The 24381-nt window shown below is 36.5% G+C and carries 11 protein-coding genes and 1 riboswitch; of the genes, 5 read left to right on the top strand and 6 right to left on the bottom strand.

Annotated elements, in window-relative coordinates; translation table 11 throughout:
- Positions 1 to 6: 6 nt before the first annotated feature.
- Both ACUN0F_RS25485 and ACUN0F_RS25490 read right to left on the bottom strand, forming a co-directional pair.
- Positions 7 to 666, bottom strand: a complete 660-nt coding sequence (locus ACUN0F_RS25485; RefSeq protein WP_264463173.1) for a ribonuclease H family protein — start codon at positions 664 to 666, stop codon at positions 7 to 9.
- 148 nt (positions 667 to 814) lie between these two features.
- A complete protein-coding gene (locus ACUN0F_RS25490) occupies positions 815 to 1303 on the bottom strand; it encodes a QueT transporter family protein (protein ID WP_001026468.1) in 489 nt (162 codons plus the stop codon).
- 6 nt (positions 1304 to 1309) lie between these two features.
- A riboswitch (PreQ1 riboswitch) is annotated at positions 1310 to 1354 on the bottom strand.
- 132 nt (positions 1355 to 1486) lie between these two features.
- On the opposite strand from ACUN0F_RS25490, the gene ACUN0F_RS25495 reads away from it, so the two are divergent.
- From ACUN0F_RS25495 to ACUN0F_RS25505, 3 genes are all read left to right on the top strand, one after another.
- Positions 1487 to 2359: an aldose 1-epimerase family protein gene (locus ACUN0F_RS25495; protein WP_264463171.1), complete on the top strand. Its 873-nt coding sequence runs from the start codon at positions 1487 to 1489 to the stop codon at positions 2357 to 2359.
- Between the two features lie 70 nt (positions 2360 to 2429).
- On the top strand, positions 2430 to 2816 hold the full coding sequence (locus ACUN0F_RS25500; RefSeq protein WP_000573873.1) for a reverse transcriptase-like protein: 387 nt from the start codon (positions 2430 to 2432) through the stop codon (positions 2814 to 2816).
- A gap of 13 nt (positions 2817 to 2829) precedes the next feature.
- The gene (locus ACUN0F_RS25505; RefSeq protein ID WP_142343508.1) at positions 2830 to 3735 is read left to right on the top strand and encodes a DMT family transporter; all 906 of its coding nucleotides are present in this window, start codon (positions 2830 to 2832) and stop codon (positions 3733 to 3735) included.
- Positions 3736 to 3737: 2 nt separating this feature from the next.
- Here the strand turns inward: ACUN0F_RS25505 and ACUN0F_RS25510 are convergent, their stop codons facing one another.
- Positions 3738 to 3998: a DUF6123 family protein gene (locus tag ACUN0F_RS25510; protein ID WP_098667215.1), complete on the bottom strand. Its 261-nt coding sequence runs from the start codon at positions 3996 to 3998 to the stop codon at positions 3738 to 3740.
- 182 nt (positions 3999 to 4180) lie between these two features.
- Between ACUN0F_RS25510 and ACUN0F_RS25515 the strand changes: the two genes are divergently transcribed.
- Positions 4181 to 4741: a cysteine hydrolase family protein gene (locus ACUN0F_RS25515; RefSeq protein WP_046955188.1), complete on the top strand. Its 561-nt coding sequence runs from the start codon at positions 4181 to 4183 to the stop codon at positions 4739 to 4741.
- A gap of 286 nt (positions 4742 to 5027) precedes the next feature.
- On the opposite strand, the gene ACUN0F_RS25520 is transcribed toward ACUN0F_RS25515, so the two are convergent.
- Complete coding sequence (locus ACUN0F_RS25520) at positions 5028 to 6383, bottom strand: RNA-guided endonuclease TnpB family protein (RefSeq protein ID WP_445540395.1); 1356 nt, start codon at positions 6381 to 6383, stop codon at positions 5028 to 5030.
- Between the two features lie 255 nt (positions 6384 to 6638).
- Positions 6639 to 7499, bottom strand: coding sequence for a GNAT family N-acetyltransferase (locus ACUN0F_RS25525; protein WP_000579672.1), 861 nt, complete (start codon positions 7497 to 7499; stop codon positions 6639 to 6641).
- 122 nt (positions 7500 to 7621) lie between these two features.
- Here ACUN0F_RS25525 and ACUN0F_RS25530 point away from each other — a divergent pair, with 122 nt between their 5' ends.
- Positions 7622 to 22654 (top strand): DUF7507 domain-containing protein, encoded by a 15033-nt coding sequence (locus tag ACUN0F_RS25530; protein WP_445540396.1) that lies wholly within the window; start codon positions 7622 to 7624, stop codon positions 22652 to 22654.
- 111 nt (positions 22655 to 22765) lie between these two features.
- Here the strand turns inward: ACUN0F_RS25530 and ACUN0F_RS25535 are convergent, their stop codons facing one another.
- Complete coding sequence (locus ACUN0F_RS25535; RefSeq protein WP_445540397.1) at positions 22766 to 24313, bottom strand: hypothetical protein; 1548 nt, start codon at positions 24311 to 24313, stop codon at positions 22766 to 22768.
- Positions 24314 to 24381 lie beyond the last annotated feature (68 nt).

Here is a 24381-nt window from a genome sequence, read left to right on the forward strand (position 1 = left end):
ACCTCTCTATTCGGTTATTTCTTTATGACTATCAATGACTGTTCCTTCTAATGCTTGCGTTGCTAATTGATGTGCTTCTTTATTTTGTTTTCTAGATATTGGCTCGCATACAAGTTTTAATTTCATTTGCTTCGCTTTTTGTTCAATTTGGTCTAAATAATGATTTAAATGCTCATCATAGCAAGGCCATTCTCCAGCCAATTGTTGCAATACCACTTGAGAATCCCCGCGAAGTGTAACTGCTTCATACTTAATCCCTAATTCCTCGAGTATATTCATACCGTATAATAATGACGCATATTCGGCTTCATTATTATCATATATACCTTCTATATATCCGTTGCGGCGAATTCGGTAATTTTTATTTGCTTTTTTATAGTACACACATATACCTACTCCAGCTTCTTTCGTCTGCACATCATAACCACCATCAAAATAAACGAGTATTTCTTGGGGCTCATCCTCCACTTGTTTACTCAGCTTTTTCATTTCCTTTAATGACCATTCTGCATCCATTTCATCATAAAATGATAGTTCTTTCACTCTTCCTGTTTTCTCGAAATCCTCTGCAAATTGCAGCACATCTTCTATGTTCATATAATCTGTCGTTAATTCCGTCTGCAAACCGCGCTTCATTTTATATAACCAATGAATTTTATATTTCATACTAGATTCCCCTTATGTAAGACTTCTTATATGTATCCAGCTAATGAAAGCCTCACTTTATTTTATTATATTTTATCAAGAGTCTCTGAATTATATTCAATATTATCACATGCAAAAAGAGCTATCCCTTTAGGAATAGCTCTTTCATCTATTGCATAAATCTTTCAAATTGTACTCGTTTATTAATCCAGTACATTACAGGCATACCAATTGCCATGACAACAAATTCACCGATGGCACATGTTAACCAAGTCAACATAAATGGTAAATCAAATGCAAGATGAAGTTCAATTGCAATCATAAACATTGTAATTGTAAAAATAACTGTATTAAAAATCATACGAGCCCAAACACCTTTAATAAATCGCATAGAAATAATCGTTGCAACTAATGCAAGAATAGATTGCCCTACTCCAAATACTAAATCGTAAGCGATCATAGGTGAGAAAAAGAGATTTGTTAAAAATACACCTAATACAATTCCGTAAATTGCTTTCTTATTAAATACAACAAGATGATTAAACATCTCTGAAATACGAAACTGTACATTCGTAAAGCCAAATGGCTGAATAAGCATAGAAACAGCAATATATAATGCCGCTAAAATACCATTACCGACTAATGTTCTTATATTCATGACAAAATCTCCTTAGTTTTTTTACGTGGGATGGTTTCGAACCACGTTATTCGTTTTTTAAGCAACAAGAATATATTCTACGCAATACACACTCTCTCGTCAATAGATTCCTATCATTAACTACCTTTTTTCTTTTAGACAACGTATAATAAAACATATGAAAGTTTTAGGAGGTTTCACTTCATGACAGCAACAATTCAAAATGAAAAAGTGGTCGTTTCCATTTCTGACAAAGGTGCAGAATTACAAAGCGTTCGCTTAAAAGAAGATAACACTGAATACTTATGGCAAGGCGATTCTACTTATTGGGGGCGCCGCGCACCAATTTTATTCCCAATTGTCGGCCGATTAGTAGATAATACATACTACGTAGATGGTAAACCATATTCTTTAACACAACACGGCTTTGCTCGTGATCTTACATTCTCTGTACAAGAACAAAGTGAAACGAAAATCACTTATATTGTAACTAGTAATGAAGAAACATTAAAAAAATACCCATACGAATTCGAATTACTCGTTTCTTATGAGCTAGACGGACATATCGTTCATGTAACATATGAAGTAAATAACCCTGCTTCAAAAGAGATGTTCTTCTCAATCGGAGCACATCCTGGTTTCAACTTCCCCTTATTAGAGGGCGAATCATTTACTGATTATCATTTATCATTTAATGGTTCTGAACGCTTAGAAACAAGCGTATTAGAAGGACCTTATCTTTCAAGTAAAAAACAATTAATTGCTGAAAATACGAATGAATTACCACTTACATACGATTTATTCAAAAATGATGCGCTTATTTTTGAAAATATGAATACGGATGAAATCTCTATTCGTTCTCATAAACATAATAAATTTGTAAAAGTAGAATTTGACGGATTCCCATTTGTCGGCGTATGGACACCAGGCGAAAACGCACCTTTCTTATGTATTGAACCTTGGTACGGTATTGCTGATGAAGTAAATCCGGCAAAAGATTTCAAGGAAAAAAAAGGAATTCAATCTTTACAAGCGAATGAAACATTTACATGTCGTTATAGTATTACAATCGGCTAAAGTACTCTATCCCCTACTTCAAAGAAACATATAAGTAGGGGATCATCTTATAATTTGGAGGTTTCTCATTTTGATTGAAGTATATATTGATGGTGCATCAAAAGGAAATCCTGGTCCTTCTGGTGCTGGAGTGTTTATTAAAGGGGTGCAACCAGCTGTACAATTATCATTGCCCCTTGGGACAATGTCCAATCATGAAGCAGAATACCACGCCTTACTTGCGGCATTAAAATATTGCACGGAGCATAATTATAACATTGTCTCTTTTCGTACAGATTCGCAACTTGTCGAGCGAGCTGTGGAAAAAGAATACGCAAAAAATAAAATGTTTGCACCACTATTAGAAGAAGCATTACAGTACATAAAAAGTTTCGATCTCTTTTTTATTAAGTGGATTCCAAGTAGTCAAAATAAAGTTGCTGATGAATTAGCTAGAAAAGCTATCTTACAAAATTAACGGGGGTATGAGTGTGAAAAAAGATTGGGTTGCTCCTCTTGCTTTATTATTTGTCTCTTTTATTTGGGGAGCTACATTTGTTGTCGTTCAAAATGCTATGTCTTTCGTTGGTCCATTTACTTTTAATGGTATTCGCTTTTTATTCGCTGGAATTATTTTATTATTCGTTCAAATGATTTTCTCAAAAAAATCTTCAAAACAAGATATACAACAGAGTAGTCTCGCTGGATTAATCGTTGGATTTTTTTTATGCGTTGGCTATGTATTACAAACATTCGGCTTACTTTATACAACTTCTTCAAAAGCTGGTTTCTTAACAGGGCTTAGTATCGTTATGGTACCCATTTTGTCTTTTATCTTTTTAAAACAAAAAGCTACCATTTTTATCGTAATGGGCATTGCTGTAGCAACGGCTGGTTTATACTTATTAACGGCCGGTGATTCTTTTCAATTGAACATTGGAGATATACTCGTTCTCGGTTGTGCAGTTGCTTTCGCCGCCCATATTCTTGTTAACGGCTTCTTCTCTAAGAAAATATCACCTTTATTGTTAAGCACATCGCAAGTATTAGCTGTCGGTATGTTTTCTTCTATTTGCGCCTTTTTGTTTGAAGATTGGGAAAAATTATTTTCAGTGGCACTATGGACGAATTCTTCCTTTTTATTCGCTCTATTTCTAACTTCCCTTTTTGCGACATCCATTGCTTTTTTTATTCAAACATCAGCACAAAAACATACGTCTCCAACGAGAGTAGCAATTATTTTCGCAATGGAGCCTGTTTTTGCTGCATTAACAGGCGTTCTCGTGGCAAACGAACAACTTTCTATTTCTGCTATTATCGGATGCCTATGTATTTTCCTAGGCATGGTTTTTGTTGAATTACCTTCCAAAACAAAAAAAGAAGCGCAGGCTGCGTGAAGTTACGATTGTAACTTCCGCATAAAAGCCTTAGCGCTTTTTTTATCTGTAATTTCTTCTTCTTTCAAACGTTCTAATAACGCAACAAAATAACTCCCATCAAACTGTAATTGATGTTTAATTGTCGCTTCTATTGCTGCGTTCACAATTCCATCAGATGCACCAGTATATCCTTGTCCGAACATAATAAACCCTTGTGCTTCCTCTGATAGTTTAAATCCTTTCGTATGTAAGAATGAAAGATAATCTTCTACTGTTTGCATGATATTCCCACCTACTCAAAAATTCTCCATCTCCTATCATACATGTTTTTACACGCTATGAGAATGAAATTTCTTTGACAACTTTGTAAATCTATCGTCTACTGCATAGACAATAGAGGATTTCCTTGCAATATGAATGAATATGTATAGTGGAACTTATTTCATATTAAAGGGGAGACACGATGAAACAAGCACTATTAATCATTGATGCTCAGCAAGAATTAATGGATGGAAATGAAAAAGAAAATGAAGTTTTTCGTAAAAAAGATCTATTATCTACACTAAATACAGCCGTACAGAAAGCACTAGATGCAAATGCCCTTGTTGTTTTCGTAAGAGATATCGATGTTGCTTCTGGTAGCGGAGAAGGATTTGAAGTACATAATCAAATTCAAGTACCTCAGTCTGCAATCCTTATTAATAAAGCAGCAACAAACGCATTCTATGGCACTTCTCTACTTGAACTTTTAAAAGAAGAAAAAATTAATCATATCGTTATCGGTGGATGTAAAACAGAACATTGCATCGACACCGCAGTTAGAACAGCTACTGTACAAGGATTTGATGTTACATTAATTAAAAACGGTCATTCCACAACTGATTCTAATGTGTTGTCTGCAGAGCAAATTATTGGTCATCATAATAAAATTCTACATGGACATTATAATGTGGATCATTTTTCTATGGTGAGAGATATTGAGGAAGACCTCTTTCAACCAACTCACGACCAATATCGTGATTAGTCAACTACCCCCACTGAGATAAAGCCTTTCAGTGGGGGCTTGAGTTAGAACGCTAGGTCTTTTCGTCTATCGCTAGACAGTTGACGCTCTAGCATTCATGCCACCTTATGGTAACACCCCAAGTATGTTTTTGGTTGGTACTGGCAACGAACGATTGTTTTCCCACTTGCACCACCCTTTCGAAAAAGAGCAGTTCTTCCTTATGGAAGAAGCCACCACTCAGATGAATCCGGCGTGTACTACAAGCCCCGACAAGTCGAGTACACATGGATGATTGACGCACCCACTAAGCTATGCGCGAAGCAACAGCCTTACGTTTTTGCACTTCTAATAGAATCGGCGTTTTCACTTTAAGACTTTCATCCAATTCTACAACTCTTGATTTTTCCAATGTATTTAATGCACCATTAATATCAGCATGGATACATGTTCCTGCTTTACTTTGATACAGACCACGAGTGATTCGTTTGCCACTAAAGCGATAATGGGTCCTATCATCCTTAGACCAAACTGGAACCGGATCTTTATCCAGAAAACTAGCTTTAGAAGTATAGCTTTCTTCTTGTTTGAAAAATCGGATGCCTTCTTTTATACATTTATTCTCAATTGCCGCAATCAGTTTATGAAACGGGATTTGAACAAACTTTTGATTATTCTTTTTTCCCATATCTGATTTTTGTTTCCAGCCAGCGTTATACCCTACGACAACCGTATCTATGCCGAATGCTTTCACTTTTTTAAACAACAAGCCTACCGTTTGTGAAAGGTAACCGTTTATTTGTCGTTCTCGTTTATGCCAAAGTGTAGCCATTTTATTCGTTACAATACGTTTTGAAATTCCATTGTCCATATTTTTCTGTTGCAGATTACGGATCATTTTATTGAAGTACTGGTTAATAGACTTTAGTTTTTTTCCATCAATTAAGAATGTATCACCTGTATTTGTTGCGCAACTTACTAATCTATCTACACCTAAATCGCAACTCAAAGCGTTACTAGTGGTCGCTGATTGTTTCTTCATTTGAGAGACGTGCATCTCATATGTGTAATGCACCTCAAAGAACCGACCTTTTTGTTTCGGTACAATCTCAATGTAGGAGATTTTTTTATGTCTTACGTTTTTCGGCATACGTATTTTAATGGAACCGAATTTTTTTCTGAATGCCACATTCATCGGAATCATCCAATACCCGTTCTCATCTACTTTTGGAACTTGATAGATTTCAATAATTCGTTTGTCAGTTGAACGAGAATAATTTGGAAACTTAGGACGTCCTGTGAATGTTTCAGGTTTTCTCTTCCACTGTTCCAATGCTTTAAAAAAGCTTTTTACTTCTGCATATAAGGCTCTACGAATCGCTTGGACGGAGTTTGATTGCATGCCCCAGTAATTCATATCGGCTTGCATGGCGGTATCCACTTCTTTTACAGTAGCAATCTTGTTATGATTCAGGTAACTTTGTTTTATCGTGTACAACCCGACATTTCGCAATGCTTTTGAACTATGTGACATGCGTTGCAGTAAGCGAAATTCCTTTGCAGTCAAGCAAGCTCGCCCAATATTCTGTTTCTGCGTGAATCGTTGCATGGTTTCTCTTTTCTTTTGTTTACATAATACTTTCACTGCTTTCTTTCTAGCCATTGTTTTCACCACCTTTCTTAGAGAGTTCATTAAACTTATTCATTACTTTTGGTGCAAGTAACCAAATGATGATTATTATCCAATTTCGTTATCTTAAGATATATTCCCTCCTTATCTAAGGGCAGATTGTATCGTAAGACAAAAAAACAAAAGAGTTCAGACTACCTTCTGACGGCAATTCATCTCCACCTGAATTGTTGGGTTTCACCCGTAACACAAATCAGATGGAGTCTTCTTGCCGAAAAGGATTCTTTTTTATCCAAAAATTTGCGCTGCAATACTGTATAGTTCCCCATTTCTTTTCAAAAATTGATCACTATTTCTCATCATAATTGGCGGTGTATTCACCTTTTGAAAACCAGCAATCTCTAACTCTTTCAGAAAATCGTCCTTTCCTTTTGGTACATCCATTCTTAATCTCCCATCATGCCCTCTTGCTAAAGCATGTACTATTTTCATTGCCATTGCATCATTTTTAGCAACGATCGGTCCTATTATTTTATTTTCTGGCGTTTGTATACTTATACCGTATCCTACTACATTTTCTTTTGTATCCTTTATAACGACACACTGATCACTTTGCATAATTCTTTGTTTTAAAAACTCGTTTCGACTTGTTCCAAATGCGCCTTCATCTATTTTTATTATTTCTTCTAAATCCCCCTCTTTATAATTCATCACATATTCTTCATTTCCTTGACAGTTATAATTCGTATTGTACGAGTTACATATGTATTTAGAAATATAGCTCACTGCCCTAAATCCTAACTTTTCGTATAAAGGCTTCCCCTCATCTGTAGCAATCAGCATAATTGAAGTTCGAGCTGATACGCTATTCATGCAAGAACTCGTTATCGCCTTTCCAATCCCTCTTTCCTTATAATCCGGATGGACAATTACCATTCCTATTGACGCTAACGCCTCTCCGTATAATATAATTGCAGCGCTTGCAATCAGTTCTTTTCTCTCATTCCATACGCCATATACAATACCTGAATTAAAAATCGTTTCAACTTCTTCTCTGTTATAATCCCAACCAATATAAGAAGATAATGCAACAATATCATTTATATTATCTTTTCTAAGACGCTCCACTCTTATTTTCAATCCAATCATTCTCCAACCCCTTATTTAGACATTTAAATCATTATTACTAAATCAACTTGTACATGTTTCCCTTTATTTGTCACACACATATCCTATTTTGACCAAGACTATATTGTAAATGAGGTGACAACATGCCCATTACGAATCGATTTTCTACCACCACAAACGGCGCACTCGCTATTACAGGAAATACTTTAGGCTTAAGTAAAATTAGTAATCAAAACCGTGCTGGTACAATCGGGGCAATTGGTGCATTCGCAACTACGAATACCGCTTTACAAGTACCTACTTTTCCTGCTGGTACAACGTTAAACTATACACAAAATAGTTCTACCGCTATTTTAAATATCCCTGCTGGTAGTACGATTCTTTACGCAGAACTCATTTGGGGTGGCAACTATTTATCTCGTGATCAAAACATTACGAACGTTTTAGGAAACCCTGTTTCTTTTACAACACCTGTTTCAACATACTCAATTACTCCTTCTGCTGTTACAGCTTCTAATCAAACATTCGTTTCCGGATCCGTCACATTTGGATTCTATACACGTTCTGCAGATGTAACATCTCTCGTTCAAGCTGGAGGATCTGGCTCTTATACAACCGGCTCTGTCCCTGGACTTGTGGACCCTATAGATGCTTCTAACGGAACAATTAATTCGGCTGGATGGACACTTATCGTCGCTTATCAAAACGGAACATTGCCTGCAAGAAACTTGACGATTTATGTAGCAGGTAACCGTGTTTCCGCAGAAACTGGTAGTGCCGATGTATCTGTCTCAGGATTTTTAACACCTTCAGGGGGACCTGTAAGCGGGAGATTATTTTTAAGTTCTACGGAAGGGGATGCTGATTTAACTGGGGATCAAGCTTTATTTGGACCAAATTTCAGTTCATTAAACGCTTTATCTGGGCCAAATAATGCGATAAATAATTTCTTCGGTTCTCAAGTTAATAATGCTGCTGGAAATTTAGATACAACTGGAACATTTGGCACACGAAACCAAAGCGCTTCTACAAGTACAAATATATCTGCAGGAAGACAAGGCTGGGACATTACTTCCATTGATATTTCTCCTTATTTAACAAACTCCCAAGTGTCTGCCGCAATCCGTTTAACAACTAACGGAGATGCATATATGTTAAATACAGTCGGCTTACAAATTAATATAAACTCACCAAATATACAAGCAACGAAAAGCGTAAATAAAAGTGTTGCAGCAATTGGAGATATTCTAACTTATACAGTTACTATCCCTAACACTGGGCTCCTTCCCGCCAATAATGCTATTTTTATAGATAGTCTCCCTAACGGTACTTCTTTTATACCCGGCAGTGTAACAGTAGATAACGTACCACAAACAAATGCAAATCCTACCGCCGGTATATCTCTTGGAACGATTAATAATAGTGCTTCTCGTACAGTAACTTTCCAAGCAACTGTCGTTTCTCTCCCAAATCAAAATCCAATTTCTAACACTGCTAATATTACATTTCAATATACACCAATCGCCGGAGGAACAACTTTTAATGGTCTTGCAACAAGCAACTCTGCTGGAACGCAAGTTAACCTCGCAGATATTAATGGTACAAAATCAGTTAACAAACTTTTTACCGATATTGGTGAAACGTTAACTTACAGTATTGCCTTAGCTAATATAGGAAATATCGCCGCAACGAACGTTATATATACGGATCCGATTCCTAGCGGGACTACTTTCATTCCAGGGAGTGTAACTGTTAACGGAGTTACTCAGGCTGGAGCAAATCCCGCTACTGGTATATCAATTGGATCTATTGCCGCAAATTCCACTACTACTATTTCATTTCAAGTATTCGTTCCGTCTATCCCGCAAACAAATCCAATATTAAATAGTGGAACAACAACATACCAATACATTCCTGTGCCAAATCAACCGGCAGTAAGTGGGACTGATACGACGAATCTTGTCTCTACTCAAGTGAATAACGCTACTGTAACTATGGCAAAAGCAGTAGATAAAAATTTCGCAGATATTGGTGATACACTAACGTACAACGTTTCCTTTACAAGTACAGGTAATACGAATGCGAATAACGTTATTTTTACAGATGTCATTCCCACTGGCACAACTTTTGTTCTAAACAGTTTAACAATAGATGGCACGACACAAGTGGGCGCAAATCCCACTAACGGTGTGAACATTGGATTGATCACAACTGGTTCAACAAAAAATGTTTCGTTTCAAGTAGTAGTAAACACAATACCCGCGTCAAATGTCGTTTCTAATGGATCAAGCGCTTCTTATCAATATACCGTCAATCCTAGCCAATCACCCGTTACAAAAAATATCTCTTCTAATCTTGTTTCCACTCAAATTAACAACGCGAATGTAACATTAACAAAATCAACAAACAAACAATTTGCTACAATTGGCGAAACGATAAGTTATACAATCCTCATTACAAACAGTGGAAATACAGCCGCAACTAACGTGCAACTAACAGATCCACTTCCAAATGGAACGATATTGACTCCTGGTACTGTAAAACTAAATGGAGTTTTGCAAAATGTAAATTCTCTCGTCGCTTTACCTATCGGAACAATTCCTGGCGGAGCTACTTTTACTCTTTCTTTCCAAGTAACAGTCATTAATATTACCGCCCAAAATCCTATCATTAATAATGCTTTCGCTTCTTATCTATATACTGTTAATCCAAGTCTGCCACCAACTTCAAAAACAGCAAATTCTAATTCTGTTACATCAACAATTAGACTAGCAAACCTTCAAGCTACGAAGTCTGTAGATAAAACATTTGCGGAAGTTGGAGATGTATTAACTTATACCTTTGCTCTTACAAACGATGGAAATGTTACGGCGAACAATGTAGTACTATCCGATTCAATTGCGAATGGTACTGCCTTTGTACCAAACAGTGTTACAATTAACAATGTTGCTCAGCCAGGTGTTACACCAGCTAGCATCAATATTGGTAGCATCAATGCAAATACTACAATTACAGCTTCATTCCAAGTATTAATAACTAGCATCCCAAATCCAAATCCTATTTCAAATAGCGCTTCTATTTCCTATAACTTTATCGTGGATCCAAACGCTTCACCTGTAAGTAAGAACACTACTTCAACCACTACATTTACTCAAGTAAACGATGCAAATGTCATTTCAGCAAAAACAGTGGATCGGGCGTTTGCTACTGTTGGGGATGTATTAACTTATACTATTCTTTTAACGAATGCAGGAAGCGTTACTGCTGATAGTCCAACTTTCGTAGATACGAATCCAGATGGTACTACCTTTATTCCAAACACTTTCCTTATTAATGGTGTGCTACAAAATAATGCAGATCCGAACATTGGTGTTCCGTTACCTTCCATTCCTGCTAACGGTGAAATTACTGTTTCTTATCAAGTAACTGTCACTGCTTTACCTACACAAAATCCAACAATAAATTCATCTAGTACACAGTATAGCTTTATTCTAAATCCAGGCGATCCACCAACTGTAGAAACCTCTTTAAGTAACACTGTAAGCACACAAATTAATTTAGCAAATGTAGTTATTGTCAAACAGGTAGATTTAACTATTGCTGATGTTGGGCAACCAATCACATATACAATTGCCTTAGCGAACCCTGGGAATACTCCAGCGAATGATGTAGTTGTTACCGACATACTCCCTCCTGGTACGACTCTTGTACCAAATAGTATTTTTATAGGCGGCGCTTTACAGCTAGGTGCTGATCCAAGTGTTGGTCTTCAAGTTGGAACAATTCCCGCAGGTGGAATTACAAACATTGTTTTTCAAATTAGTGCAAATAGTTTACCTTCACCAAATCCAGTTCAAAATAGTGCTGCACTACAATATAGCTTTATCGCAGATCCAAATTTACCTGCTGTTGTTAGGAACGCTACTAGCAATATAGTAGCTACACAAATTAATACTGCTAATATTGTTGCTACGAAACTAAAAAGTACAAACTTTGCTGATGTTGGTGATGTCATTACGTATGCTACGATTTTAACGAATAACGGTAATATCCCTGCCACTAATGTAACGTTTACAGATATCATTCCAGATGGTACCATCTTTCTTCCTAATACTGTAACGATTAACGGTGTCCCTATAGCAAATGCAAATCCTGCTAACGGCATTTTGATCGGTACGATTGGAGCAAATTCATCACGTACCGTTTCATTCCAAGTTTTTGTACCAACTATTCCTGCTGTAAATCCAATTACGAATCAATCAGGCACTACATTCCAATACACGTACGATCCATCCAAACCAGCCATCATGCAGATGGTTGCTTCTAACACTGTACAAACAGCTATTAATAACGCTACGATTACCTCTGCAAAATCTGCTGATAAACAGTTTGCGAACGTAAATGATATTATTACGTATACGACTACTTTAGCGAATAACGGGAACACACTTGCATCAAATGTAATATTTACAGATGTAATTCCAAACGGGACATCATTTATTCCTAATAGTGTAACAATAAATGGGAATACACTCCCTAATACAAATCCAGCCAGTGGAATTACAATCGATCCAATAAACCCTAATACAAATACAACAATCTCATTTCAAGTAATCGTAAACTCTATCCCTAGTCCGAATCCAATTCCGAACCAAAGTAACACAACATACCAATATGTCGTAAATCCTAACTTACCTCCAGCATCCGCCAATGTGTTAAGTAACTTAATAACAACTCAAATTAACAATGCTACGATTATCGCTACGAAATCAGTGAACACACCGACTGCTGCAATTGGAGATATCGTTACCTATACGATTGCAGTTACGAACACAGGAAATATTCCCGCTAGTGCAACTGTTTTAACGGATGGACTTGGCGCAGGGGCTTCATTTATCCAGAATTCTGTAACTATTAATAATGTTCCACAGCCAGGATTAGATCCATCACTTGGTATTCACTTAGCAGATATTCCTCCCGGAGATACTATATTCATTACTTTTCAAGCACAAATTTTAGCGATACCACCTAGTGGCACATTAACAAATAATGCTCTTGTAAATTATGAATATAACGTGAATCCAAACCAATCACCTGCTGTTGGTAGTACAATTACGAATACGACGGTTACTCCAATTATTGATGCTACTCTATCTATAAATAAAACTGTCAATTCAACATTCGCTACTATTGGAGATACACTCACTTTCACTTCTACCATTATTAATTCCGGGAACACTACCGCAAACAATGTTATTTTTACAGATTTACTGCCAGATGGTACGACGTTTATCCCAAATAGTTTCACAGTAAATGGAATAACTATTCCTAATACAAATCCACAAAACGGTATCAATATCGGGAACATAAATTCAAATGCATCAGTTATACTCAGCTTTCAAGTAAACATTACAACGATCCCAAATCCGAATCCAATTCCTAACAAATCATCGCTTCAATATAGCTTTATTGTTGATATAAATGAACCGCCTGTTTCACGAACAGTTCAATCCAATAAAACTTTTACACAAGTAAATACAGCCTCCGTAATCGCAACAAAAACTGCAAGCAGTACATTTGCTGCTGTCGGAGATACAATTACGTATACAACTACTCTCACTAATAGCGGAAATACTACCGCAAACACACCTGTTTTTATCGATATATTACCACCTGAACTTTCATTCGTTCCTGATAGCTTACAAATTAATACCATCCCACAACTTGGATTTAGACCAGATAGCGGGATTTCTTTAGACCCCATTCCAGTTGGAGGAACAACAACAATTAGCTTTCAAGCTATCGTTGGCTCAATACCAGCTACAAATCCTACGTTGAATCAATCCAGTACGACATATTCTATCATTGTGGATCCTACCCAGCCGCCAGTGACAGAAACAGCTACAAGTAATCCAACTTTAGTGCAAATTAACGAAGCAATTATCCAAGCAACAAAAAGTGTCGATCGTCTATTTTCTGACATCGCACCCGGAAATTCATTTTTAACTTATACAGTTTTATTAGAAAATATAGGAAACGCAACTGCTACTAATATCACTTTTACAGATCCGATTCCAAATAATACAGTATTTATAGAAGATAGCGTTCGAGTAGGTGGGGTTTTATTACCTGGAGTAAATCCGGCGAACGGGATACCAATTGGGGATATTATTGCAGGAGATTTTATAAACGTCACCTTCCGTGTGCAAGTAGTTAGCATCCCAAATCCTATTTTTACAATCGGACCTGGAGGACCAAACTCACCCGTTGTAAACGGAGCTTCTATTAATTATCAATTTATGACAGGACCTAATTTACCACTCGTTTCACGAAGTACAACATCTAATCCAGTTTCAACACAAATAAATTCCGGAGAAATTTTGGCAGTTAAATCTGTAGATAAAACTTTTGCAAAGATCGGGGATACACTTTCCTATACAATTTCATTAAGCAACCCTGGAAATGTCACTTCACAAAACATACTTTTCACGGATATTTTGCCTGATGGAACGACATTTATATCTGGTACTCTTGTAAATGATTCTAGTGCTCAGCAAATTGGAAACCCCGCTAACGGGATTCAAATTGGAAATATAACCCCTGGCAGTACGGTTGCTATTACGATAAACGTACTTGTAACAAACATTCCAAGTATAAATCCAATTTCAAATTTTAGTTCTGTACAGTATTCACATGTGGTCGATCCTAGCCAACCTGCCGTATCACAAACGAATATATCTAATACTGTTTCGACAACTATTAATAGTGCTATATTAACTACTACAAAAAGTGCTGATAAATCCATTCTTTCTGTCGGAGATACGATTACGTATACAACTACTATTACAAATACGGGAAATACTGCAGCAACGAATATTACTTTCACAAGCGCTATTCCAGCCAACACTACATTTATACCAAATTCGTTCACAATCAATGGTATGCAGCAACTTGGTGCACGGCCAGCACTTGGAGTCAATATACCCAATATCGCTCCTGGCGAAACAGTAACCGTTACTTTCCAAGTAACTGTTATTTCTGTTCCCCCTTCAAGTTCAATTATGGATAACGATACAATTTTATACTCTTATACCGTTAATCCAAGCGCAGCTCCTGTTACTACTTCTACTTCAACTAACAGCGTTACAAATCCTGTACTAGATGCTATGATAACGATGATTAAATCAGTTGATCAAACACTTGTAACACTAGGTGATACTATTACCTATACGACACTTTTAACGAATAGTGGGAATACAAATGCTACGAATATTACGTTCACTGACCTTATTCCAGACGGTACAACGTTCGTTTCGGATAGTGTCACAATAAATGGCATCACACAAATTGGTCTTAATCCTAATACAGGTATTACAATTGGATCGATTGCTCCTAACAGCTCAATAGCAATAGCATTTCAAGTTACCGCTACTTCTACTCCTGTTCAAAATCCTATTGCCAATTCGGCTAGTGCTTCTTACACATTTATCACTGACCCTAATGCCCCTATTGTTTCAAGGAATGTTACTTCAAACACAGTGTTCACTACAATTAACACAGCTATCATTCTTTCATTAAAACAAGTCGATAAATCCTTTAGTCGTATTGGAGACACACTCACTTATACTGTTACTTTAACAAACAATGGAAACTCATCCGCACAAAATGTTATTTTCTCAGATACAATGCCGAGCGGAATTACATTTATTGCAAACTCATTTTCTATTAACGGGGTTTCTCAAAGTGGTGCGGACCCATCGAACGGAGTAAATATTGGGCCTATAACAGCTGGGTCTACAGTAACTGTTTCATTCCAAGTAAAAGTGGCGTCATTACCAACCGAAAACCAAATTGTAAATTTCTCATCAACATCGTATCAATTAGTCTCACCGCCTGATCCAGAAACTTCAATTAGTAATCCCGTTTCAACGCAAATTAAAGAAGCTATATTATCCATGACGAAAAATGAAAGTGTCTCCTTTGCAGATATCGGGCAAACTGCTTTTTATACTACGTCTATTTCGAATATAGGAAATACGGATGCCACTAATATTGTATTTACAGATGCATTACCAAGTGGACTCACATTTGTTCCTAACACATTAACTGTTGATGGTGTTTTACAACCTGACGCAAATCCAAATACAGGTGTATTACTTGCAACACTTCCACCAAATGAAATATATAGTATAGTATTTCAAGTTACGGTTAACAGCATCCCACCTATTAACCCTGCACCAAATATAGCATCAACGACGTATGAGTTTACTGTTGATCCAGGGAATCCGCCAGTATCGAGTGCAGCTACCTCCAACACGACACTTCTTCAAATAAACAACGCAAATATTATTAGCACAAAAACAGCAGATCTTACTTTTGCGGATGTTGGTAATACAATAACATTTACACTTAACCTTCCTAATACCGGGAATGTGGCTGCAACTGATGTTACCGTTATCGATATACTTGATAGCAATTTAAGTTTCGTTCCAAACAGTTTCACAGTTAATGGGCAAACCATTCCAAACGCTGATTTATCTACTGGTGTAAATATCGGTGCAATTAATGGTGGAAATACATCAATTGTCACATTCCAAGCCATCGTTTCAACCCTCCCAATCAACAATCCTATTTCTAATTCGGCTCTTACCACTTACCGTTATATTGTTGATTCAGATCAGCCGTTCATTTCGACTTCCAATCAATCTAATACAACGACAACACAAGTTAATAGCGCTATCCTTACTGTACAAAAAAATTCAAATGTGGAAACAGTAGATATTGGGCAAGATATTGTCTATTCAGTTACGATTACAAATAGCGGAAATGTTAGTGCGACGAATGTTATTTTTACCGACCTAATTCCAGACGGAACTTCCTTTGAACCGAATAGTTTTACACTTAACGGAACTACCATCCCAAATGCAGACATAATGACAGGCGTTCCAATTGGAGATATCGCACCAAACCAGTTTGTCATCGTAGCATTTCATATTAATGCCAATGAAATTCCACCTATAAATCCAATTACCAATCAAGCTAGCATTAGCTTCCAGCATATCGTTAATCCAGCTAATCCTCCCGTTTCAAAAAATATTACTTCTACTACTGTTTCCACAAAAATCGAAAGTGCAATTTTAAACACAATTAAAATTGCAGATAAAGCTTTTGCAACGATTGGTGATACGATTACGTATACAACTACGATTACGAATACAGGAAATATTCCGGCCAGTAACGTTATTTTCTCAGACCCGATACCATCTTGGACACAATTTGTTGCAGGATCAGTTATTGTTGATGGCACTCCATTACCATCTGCTTCTATCATTGATGGTGTTGGCATAAATACGATCATTCCAAATCAAACTGTAACAATCGTATTCCAAGTTCAAATTGTAAGCAACCTAACAACGTTCACACCTGAACTCCAAAACTTAGGATTTGTGAACTTCCAATATAACGTAGGAAATGCATTACAACCTCAGCCTGGCAATGTGGAAACGAACGTCTTCGTTACTTCTATTAATTCAACAATACTTTCAGCCGTAAAAACTGCTAATACAGCCTTTGCAAACATCGGCGACACGATCACTTATACAGTTTTAATTCAAAATGGTGGCAATACAAACGCTACGAATGTAAATTTCTCAGATCCGATTCCAGCAGGAACAACTTTTGTTGAAAATAGTTTCACTGTAAATGGAAGTACCATTCCAGGTGCAAATCCAAATAACGGAGTGAATATCGGAACCGTTAACGCGGGTAGTTCCTTAACTGCTACTTTCCAAGTCATAGTTACATCTACTCCACCTTCGAATCCAATTACAAACGTTGCATCTATTCAATACGAATTTATAGTTGATCCGACTGCTCCTCCTGTTACCGGCACAATAAATTCTAATAGTGCTTCCACACAAATTAATAACGCGACTGTTACAACTGTTTTAGAAGCAAATCGTACAATCGTATCTACCTTAGATATAATTACGTATACAGCAACATTAACGAATACTGGAAACTTCCCTGCAAATTCTGTATTACTCATTAACGGAATTCCTGAAGGGGCATTATTTGTTCCAAATAGTGTCACGCTTAACGGGATTTCACTTCCAGATGCAAGTCCAACTCTCGGTATTCCAGTTGGTATTATCGCACCAGGTGATTCTGCTACGATTACGTTCCAATTTCTTGCAAGTTCTATTCCACCGCAAGGAGCGATTATAAATCAAGCACTTACAAGTTACACATATATTGTCGACCCAAGTCAACCTCCAGTTACAGCAACATCTTCATCTAATACGGTAAATACAGCTGTCGTTGATGCATCGCTATCTGTAATTAAAAATACAGATTCTCTCGTACAATCTACTGACGGTACGATCACTTACACTGTAGTCGTTCAAAATAACGGAAATACAACTGCAAATACAGTTACTTTAACAGATTTGGTCCCAGAAGGAACTGCATTTATTCCAAATAGCGTAACCATAAATGGCATTTCAGCTCCGGGTGCTGATCCAAACATAGGAATCTCCTTAAACGCCATTGCACCTTCAGAAATCGTCACCGTCACATTCCAAGTTATCGTTCAATCCATTCCAAGCGTGAATCCAATTTCTAATATAGCCCGTATTGACTATACTTTTATCGCCGATCCAACTGCTCCTATCATCTCTCGAACAATTACGTCTAATCCAGCTTTCACACAAATTTCGGATGCGAATGTTCTTTCTTTAAAAGCTGTCAATGCACAACAAGCAACAACTGGTGACATTTTGACCTATACGATAACGCTAGAAAATACCGGAAATATTCCAGCTACTAATCTCATATTTTTAGATACACTTCCAGAAGGGACTACATTCGTAAAAAATAGTTTTACACTTAACGGAACAGCTATACTTGGTGCAAATCCAAATGCAGGTGTTACTTTGCCTAACCTAGTAGCAAACGCTACTCACCTTATTTCGTTCCAAATTCTTATTAACGATTCATTCTCGCAACAATCGATTACAAATCAATCTAATACAACATATACAATTCAACCAGACCCAGGACAACCGCCTATTACTGAAACATCTACAAGTAATATTGTCATTTCAAATTTCGTGCAAGCACAATTGACAGTTACAAAAACGTCCAATCCAATAACTGTAGATATTGGTGGAGCTATACTTTATATTTCTGAAGTGAAAAATATCGGCAACGTTGACGCAATAAATATTATTTTTACAGATTCTATTCCAGCTGGGACTACATTCGTTCCCGACAGTGTCACAATTAACGGTGTACTTCAGCCAGGTGTAAATCCAGAAAACGGAATACCAATTGGAACGATTACACCAAACAGTTCCAAAACAATACTATTTCAAGTACAAACAAATAATCCACCAACTGCAACCGAAATTGTAAATCAATCATCTGTAAATTACCAATATGTAAGTATTCCTACAGCTCCACCAGTGAATCGCTCTGCACATTCTAATATCGTTACAACATCACTTCAAAATGCAAATATTATTTCTGTTAAACAGGCGGATGTTACTTTCGTAGCCATCGGGCAAAATATTACCTACACAAATACACTACAAAATATAGGAACTGTTCCAGCTAACAATACGGTGTTCATTGACAACATTCCAGAAGGTACTATATTCATTGAAGATAGCTTATCAATAAATAATGTGATTCAGCCTGGTGCAAATCCTCAAAATGGAATAACTCTCGGCACGATACAACAAAATGAAACAGCCACTATTTCATTTCAAGTACAACTTACAAATATACCAGAGGGCAACACTGTCATTAACGTTTCAGACACTTCGTATGAATACCAAATTGACCCTAGTTCTCCGATTGTTCAGCGTAGATCATTATCAAATGCAGTAAATACTGAAGTGCGGACTGCAAATGTTAGTGCAATTAAATCTGCTAACAGATCTATTACACGTATCGGTCAAATCATCACATATACAGTCACAGTTACAAACGCTGGTACAGTACCTATTACAAATACTATCCTAATTGACGCAATTGCTGCTGGCACTACATTCGTTCCAAATAGCATCCTTGTAGATGGCATACCAAGACCTAACGAAAATCCAATTACCGGTATCAATCTTGGTATTATCCTTCCAAATAATACGATTATTGTTACGTTCCAAGTAAATGTAGTCTCTATACCTGCACAAAATACTATTAATAATATCGCTGTTATACACTATGAATATAAACCGGAACAAAGCGCACCACCAATTTCAGAAACGATCTCTTCCAATACTACACATATACAATTTATTGATGTGATTCTTATCGTTACAAAATCTGCTAATAAAGTATTAGCTAATATTGATGACACCATTGAATATACAGTATTCATTCAAAATAACGGATCTACTACAACTAACTCCATCTTTTTTACAGATACTATAGAAGATGGAACAGTATTTATTCCGGGAAGTGTAACAGTTAACAACACTGTACTTCCTGCAGCAGATCCGAATATCGGCTTTTTCATTCCTAATATTGCGTCAGGGCAAGCGACTACAATAACGTTACAAGTTTCCGTTACGAATTTACCAGCTTTAAATCCAACGCCTAATACTGCAAACATCGTCTACGACTTTATTTTCAATCCTGACTTTGCACCAATTCAAAAATCTACTACTTCCAATACTACTTTCGTCCAAATTAATGATGCTGATATCGTTTCACTGAAAACTGTTGATTTAACTTCTGTAACGATTGGTGACATTTTAACTTATACAACAACTTTAACGAATATAGGAAATGCAGATGCTACTACCCTTGTATTTACAGACAATATTCCTGTTGGAACAACCTTTATAGACGGTAGCGTTTTAGTAAATAATATTCCTCAGCTTAACGCGAATCCAAGCACTGGTATACTTGTAGGAACGATTGCTCCTAACATTTCTATCCCAGTCACATTTTCCGTTACTGTGTTAGCTCTTCCAGCTAGCGGTCGTATTCAAAATCAATCCACTTCCCGTTATACAATTAATGGTGAAGAACAAATATCGACTAGTAACATTACCTTCACTGAAGTTATTTTTGCTAATGTAATTGCAACAAAAACAACACCTATCCAATACGCTGACCTACAAACGATTATCCCTTACACAATTTCCATCACGAACAATGGGAATATACAAGTTGAAAACATTATCGTTACAGATATCATCCCAGCAAATACGAGCTTTATAGAGAATAGTGTTATCGTGAATGGCACCTCTCGTCCAAATGACAAACCAGTTAGCGGGATACAAATTGATAACATTCCGCCTAATACGACAGCAACTGTTCTATTCCAAGTACGGGTTACTTCGATTCCGCAAACCAATCCAATCTCTAACACGAGTACAATTGAATACCAATACACGTTACCTAATCGACCGCCTATTACCGAAACTATTCTTTCATCAGCTTCCGTAACAACAATTAATCACGCGAATTTAAATAGTAACAAAACTGTTAACCTTGCATTTGCAACAGTCGGTGACACGTTAACGTATACGATTACACTCAATCAAACTGGTAATGTTGCAGCAAATGATGTAATCATTCAAGATATGATTCCTCAAGGTACTACATTTATAGAAAATAGCGTTATTGTAAATGGAGATGCCCTTCCGGGAGTTAATCCAGTAAGTGGGATACCAATTGGCACTATAATTGTAGGCGGAAACGCTAGCGCTTCATTCCAAGTATCTGTGACTTCTATCCCAACACCAAATGAACTCAACAACAAAGCAATTACTACCTTTAACTATATAGTCAATCCAAATAACGTACCCGTTACGAATACCACTACAACAAATACCGTCACAACAACTGTCCAAAATGATAATGTCTTTGCTATTAAGTCTGTTGATATAACGAATGCCTTACCTGGTCAAACTGTAACGTATACAATCACAATTACAAATAGCGGTAATGTAACGATTGAAGATCTTCTTGTCATAGACACGGCACCAGTAGATACAACCTTCGTTACGGGCAGCGTTACGATTAACGGAATCAATCAACCTAATGCAAACCCTGAAAATGGTATTACATTAGGAAACCTTACTCCTAATGAATCTACTATCATTACTTTCCAAGTAACAATATCTCCTTCGACTCTTCAATCTGCAATCAATAACGATGCTTCTGTTTCCTATACTGTTACCATTGATCCGAATGAACCGCCTATTACAATTACAAAGCAAACAAATACCGTTACAACAACAGTAGTTGACCCGTTAGTTAGCATTGAAAAAACAGCTGATAAATCTATCGTAGCAACAGGTGATACTATAACTTTCACATTGGAAGTAATAAATCATTCACCAATTCCTACAATTAGTACTTCTGTCCTAGATATCATTCCATCTGGTACAACATTTATAGAAAACAGCGTAACAATTAACGGTACTCCGGTTCCAAATGTTCGTCCAGACACTGGTATTAACATCGGCGCTTTACCTGCAGATGGTGTATCAACGATAACATTTAAAGTTCTCGTCACTTCTATTCCTTCAAACAATACAATTGTCAATTCCGCAACAGTTACAGCAGCTTTCCAATTGACACCACAAGACCCGATTATTACTTTCATTGTTAATTCAAACATTGTACGCATACCAGTTCAATTTATAACTGCAACAGTAGTAAAAAACGCTTCCGTCAGCTCAGCTTATTTAAACCAATATTTTGATTATACGGTGCGTATTACAAATACTTCTGATATTTCACTTTCAAATGTTTCATTACAAGATACCATTCCACTAGGTTTACAATTTATGAACGGCACTGTCTTTATTAACGGCGAACGCTCTCCACTAGCGAATCCGAATATCGGTTTCCTAGTCGCTACTAATTTGGAACAAAACGAAACAATTATCGTGTTATTCACAGTACAAGTGATAAGTTCACCTGTTAATAATGAATTCAAAAACACGGCGAATATTTCGTTACAACTTCAGGTGTCGCCTACCGATCCACCAATTACAGTAACCGTTACAAGCAACGAAAACATCGTCTCTTTTATTTCAGAAAATCCAGATGAAACACTTCCAAATTTAAATTGCTTCTTTAACGGTGAACGTTTTATACGCGTTACTCCTCGAAATATACGAAATTACTTTTGGGCTTGGATTTGGTGGCGTTAATTTAAACAAAAAGAGATTGTAGTTTGGTTGAAACCAAATTACAATCTCTTTTTTATTCCCTTTATCGTAAGACCTAATAACTCGTCCAAGCATTTACAACCAATCATCATCTCAAGTTATTTTAGTCGTAATAAGCTGACCAGCCTCATTAATCGTTACTTTCCATTTCGCTCCACTAGCAGTCTTCATAATGATACCTTTACTTGCTTCTATTTCAATATCTCCAAACATTCTTCCACCAGTTGTCGCTAACCAAGCATTCCCATTCTCCATAGAAGACCTCGCAAACATACGATTAATCCGAAAACGTTTATGGTCTTGAGAATAACCACTCAATGTAATTCTTACTTTATATAGTTGACTCGCCTTCATATTCGATATAATTGTATCGCCTACATTTAATGGAACATCCGATGCAACAACCCAATTTCCAGTTGCATTTAATGCATATTCAATTTTAATTTTCTTCGGGCTCTCTCCCCATCCAAAATACATTCCAAAACAATTTAACATTTTGATTGGATTTTTCGTAAAATCTAGCTCAATCACAACTGGATTGCTATCTGGAACATCGATATAGTTTACACTTTGTTCATCTATTAAATTGAAGCAATTTGCAAGATTCCCTCCATAAGGTAATTTCCCACTAACTTGCTTAACAGTATACTTTTGCTGAGCGTTTACTAAAATATCATCTTGGTTCCCTATTAAATGTGGTTTATTTAACGTAATCGGTAACTGAATTCGAAGAGATTCTTCATAGGTAGACGTACAAACATTGTATTGCCCTTTATCTACAATAGTTGTGGAAAGTAAATTTGAAAAAAGGTAGTTACGATGTGAATTAGAAGAAAATTCAATGACAATCTGTTCACTACTCATCCTGTACGTATCCCAAATCATACAATCAAATGTATTATAGGCACCCGTACAACGAATGACTTTTTTCGTTTGCTGTCTACATTGCACTTGAATATCCTGAAACGTATTTCCTGAACTTTCATTTGGTAAATCACTGTTTCCATCAACTTCTATCCCATACTGACATCCATCAATAAATATAGATTGAAATACATTTGCGTTAATCCAGCAAGGTGTATTTATATCATCTATATATTCTGTCTTCAAATGTATTGCAGTTTGAAAGTTTTTAATTTGAATAAAGTTAACTTGAAAGAAACTAATATAATCCCATGCTTTTTGACAATAAAAGTGTATAGCCTTACCTTTATATGACGACGTTGCATTTATTATATTAATATTTGATATAAGAGAGTGATTAGGAACTTCTATTTGTTGTGAACCGGAAACATAAATGACAGCAGATTGAAACACTGGGTTTATAACTTGAACTGTACCACCTGTAATAGACGCATTTTGTTGCAGTTCAAACGCATTAAAATCTCCATCGATTTGCAACGTAACAGTAGGATCTAGCTCTAATCTTACATTTGATTTAATAACAATCGGTTTTACAATTTTGTACGTATTAATCCCTGTAATTCTAACCGTCGAAATTCGGTTCGCTACACAATAATTTATAGCTTGTTGAATTGCTAATGAGCTATCATTCCCTGAGTTCGGAACTGCACCAAAACAATCAATATGGACACTATTTTCTGGTGCACAATCTTCTTGGGAAGAAATATATTCTGACAAAATAAATTCACTCCTCATATTACCTTTTTCATATAATATGTGAGTTTTCTCTTAAAAGTTTCTCTAAT

The sequence above is a fragment of the Bacillus sp. 1A genome (assembly GCF_052682215.1).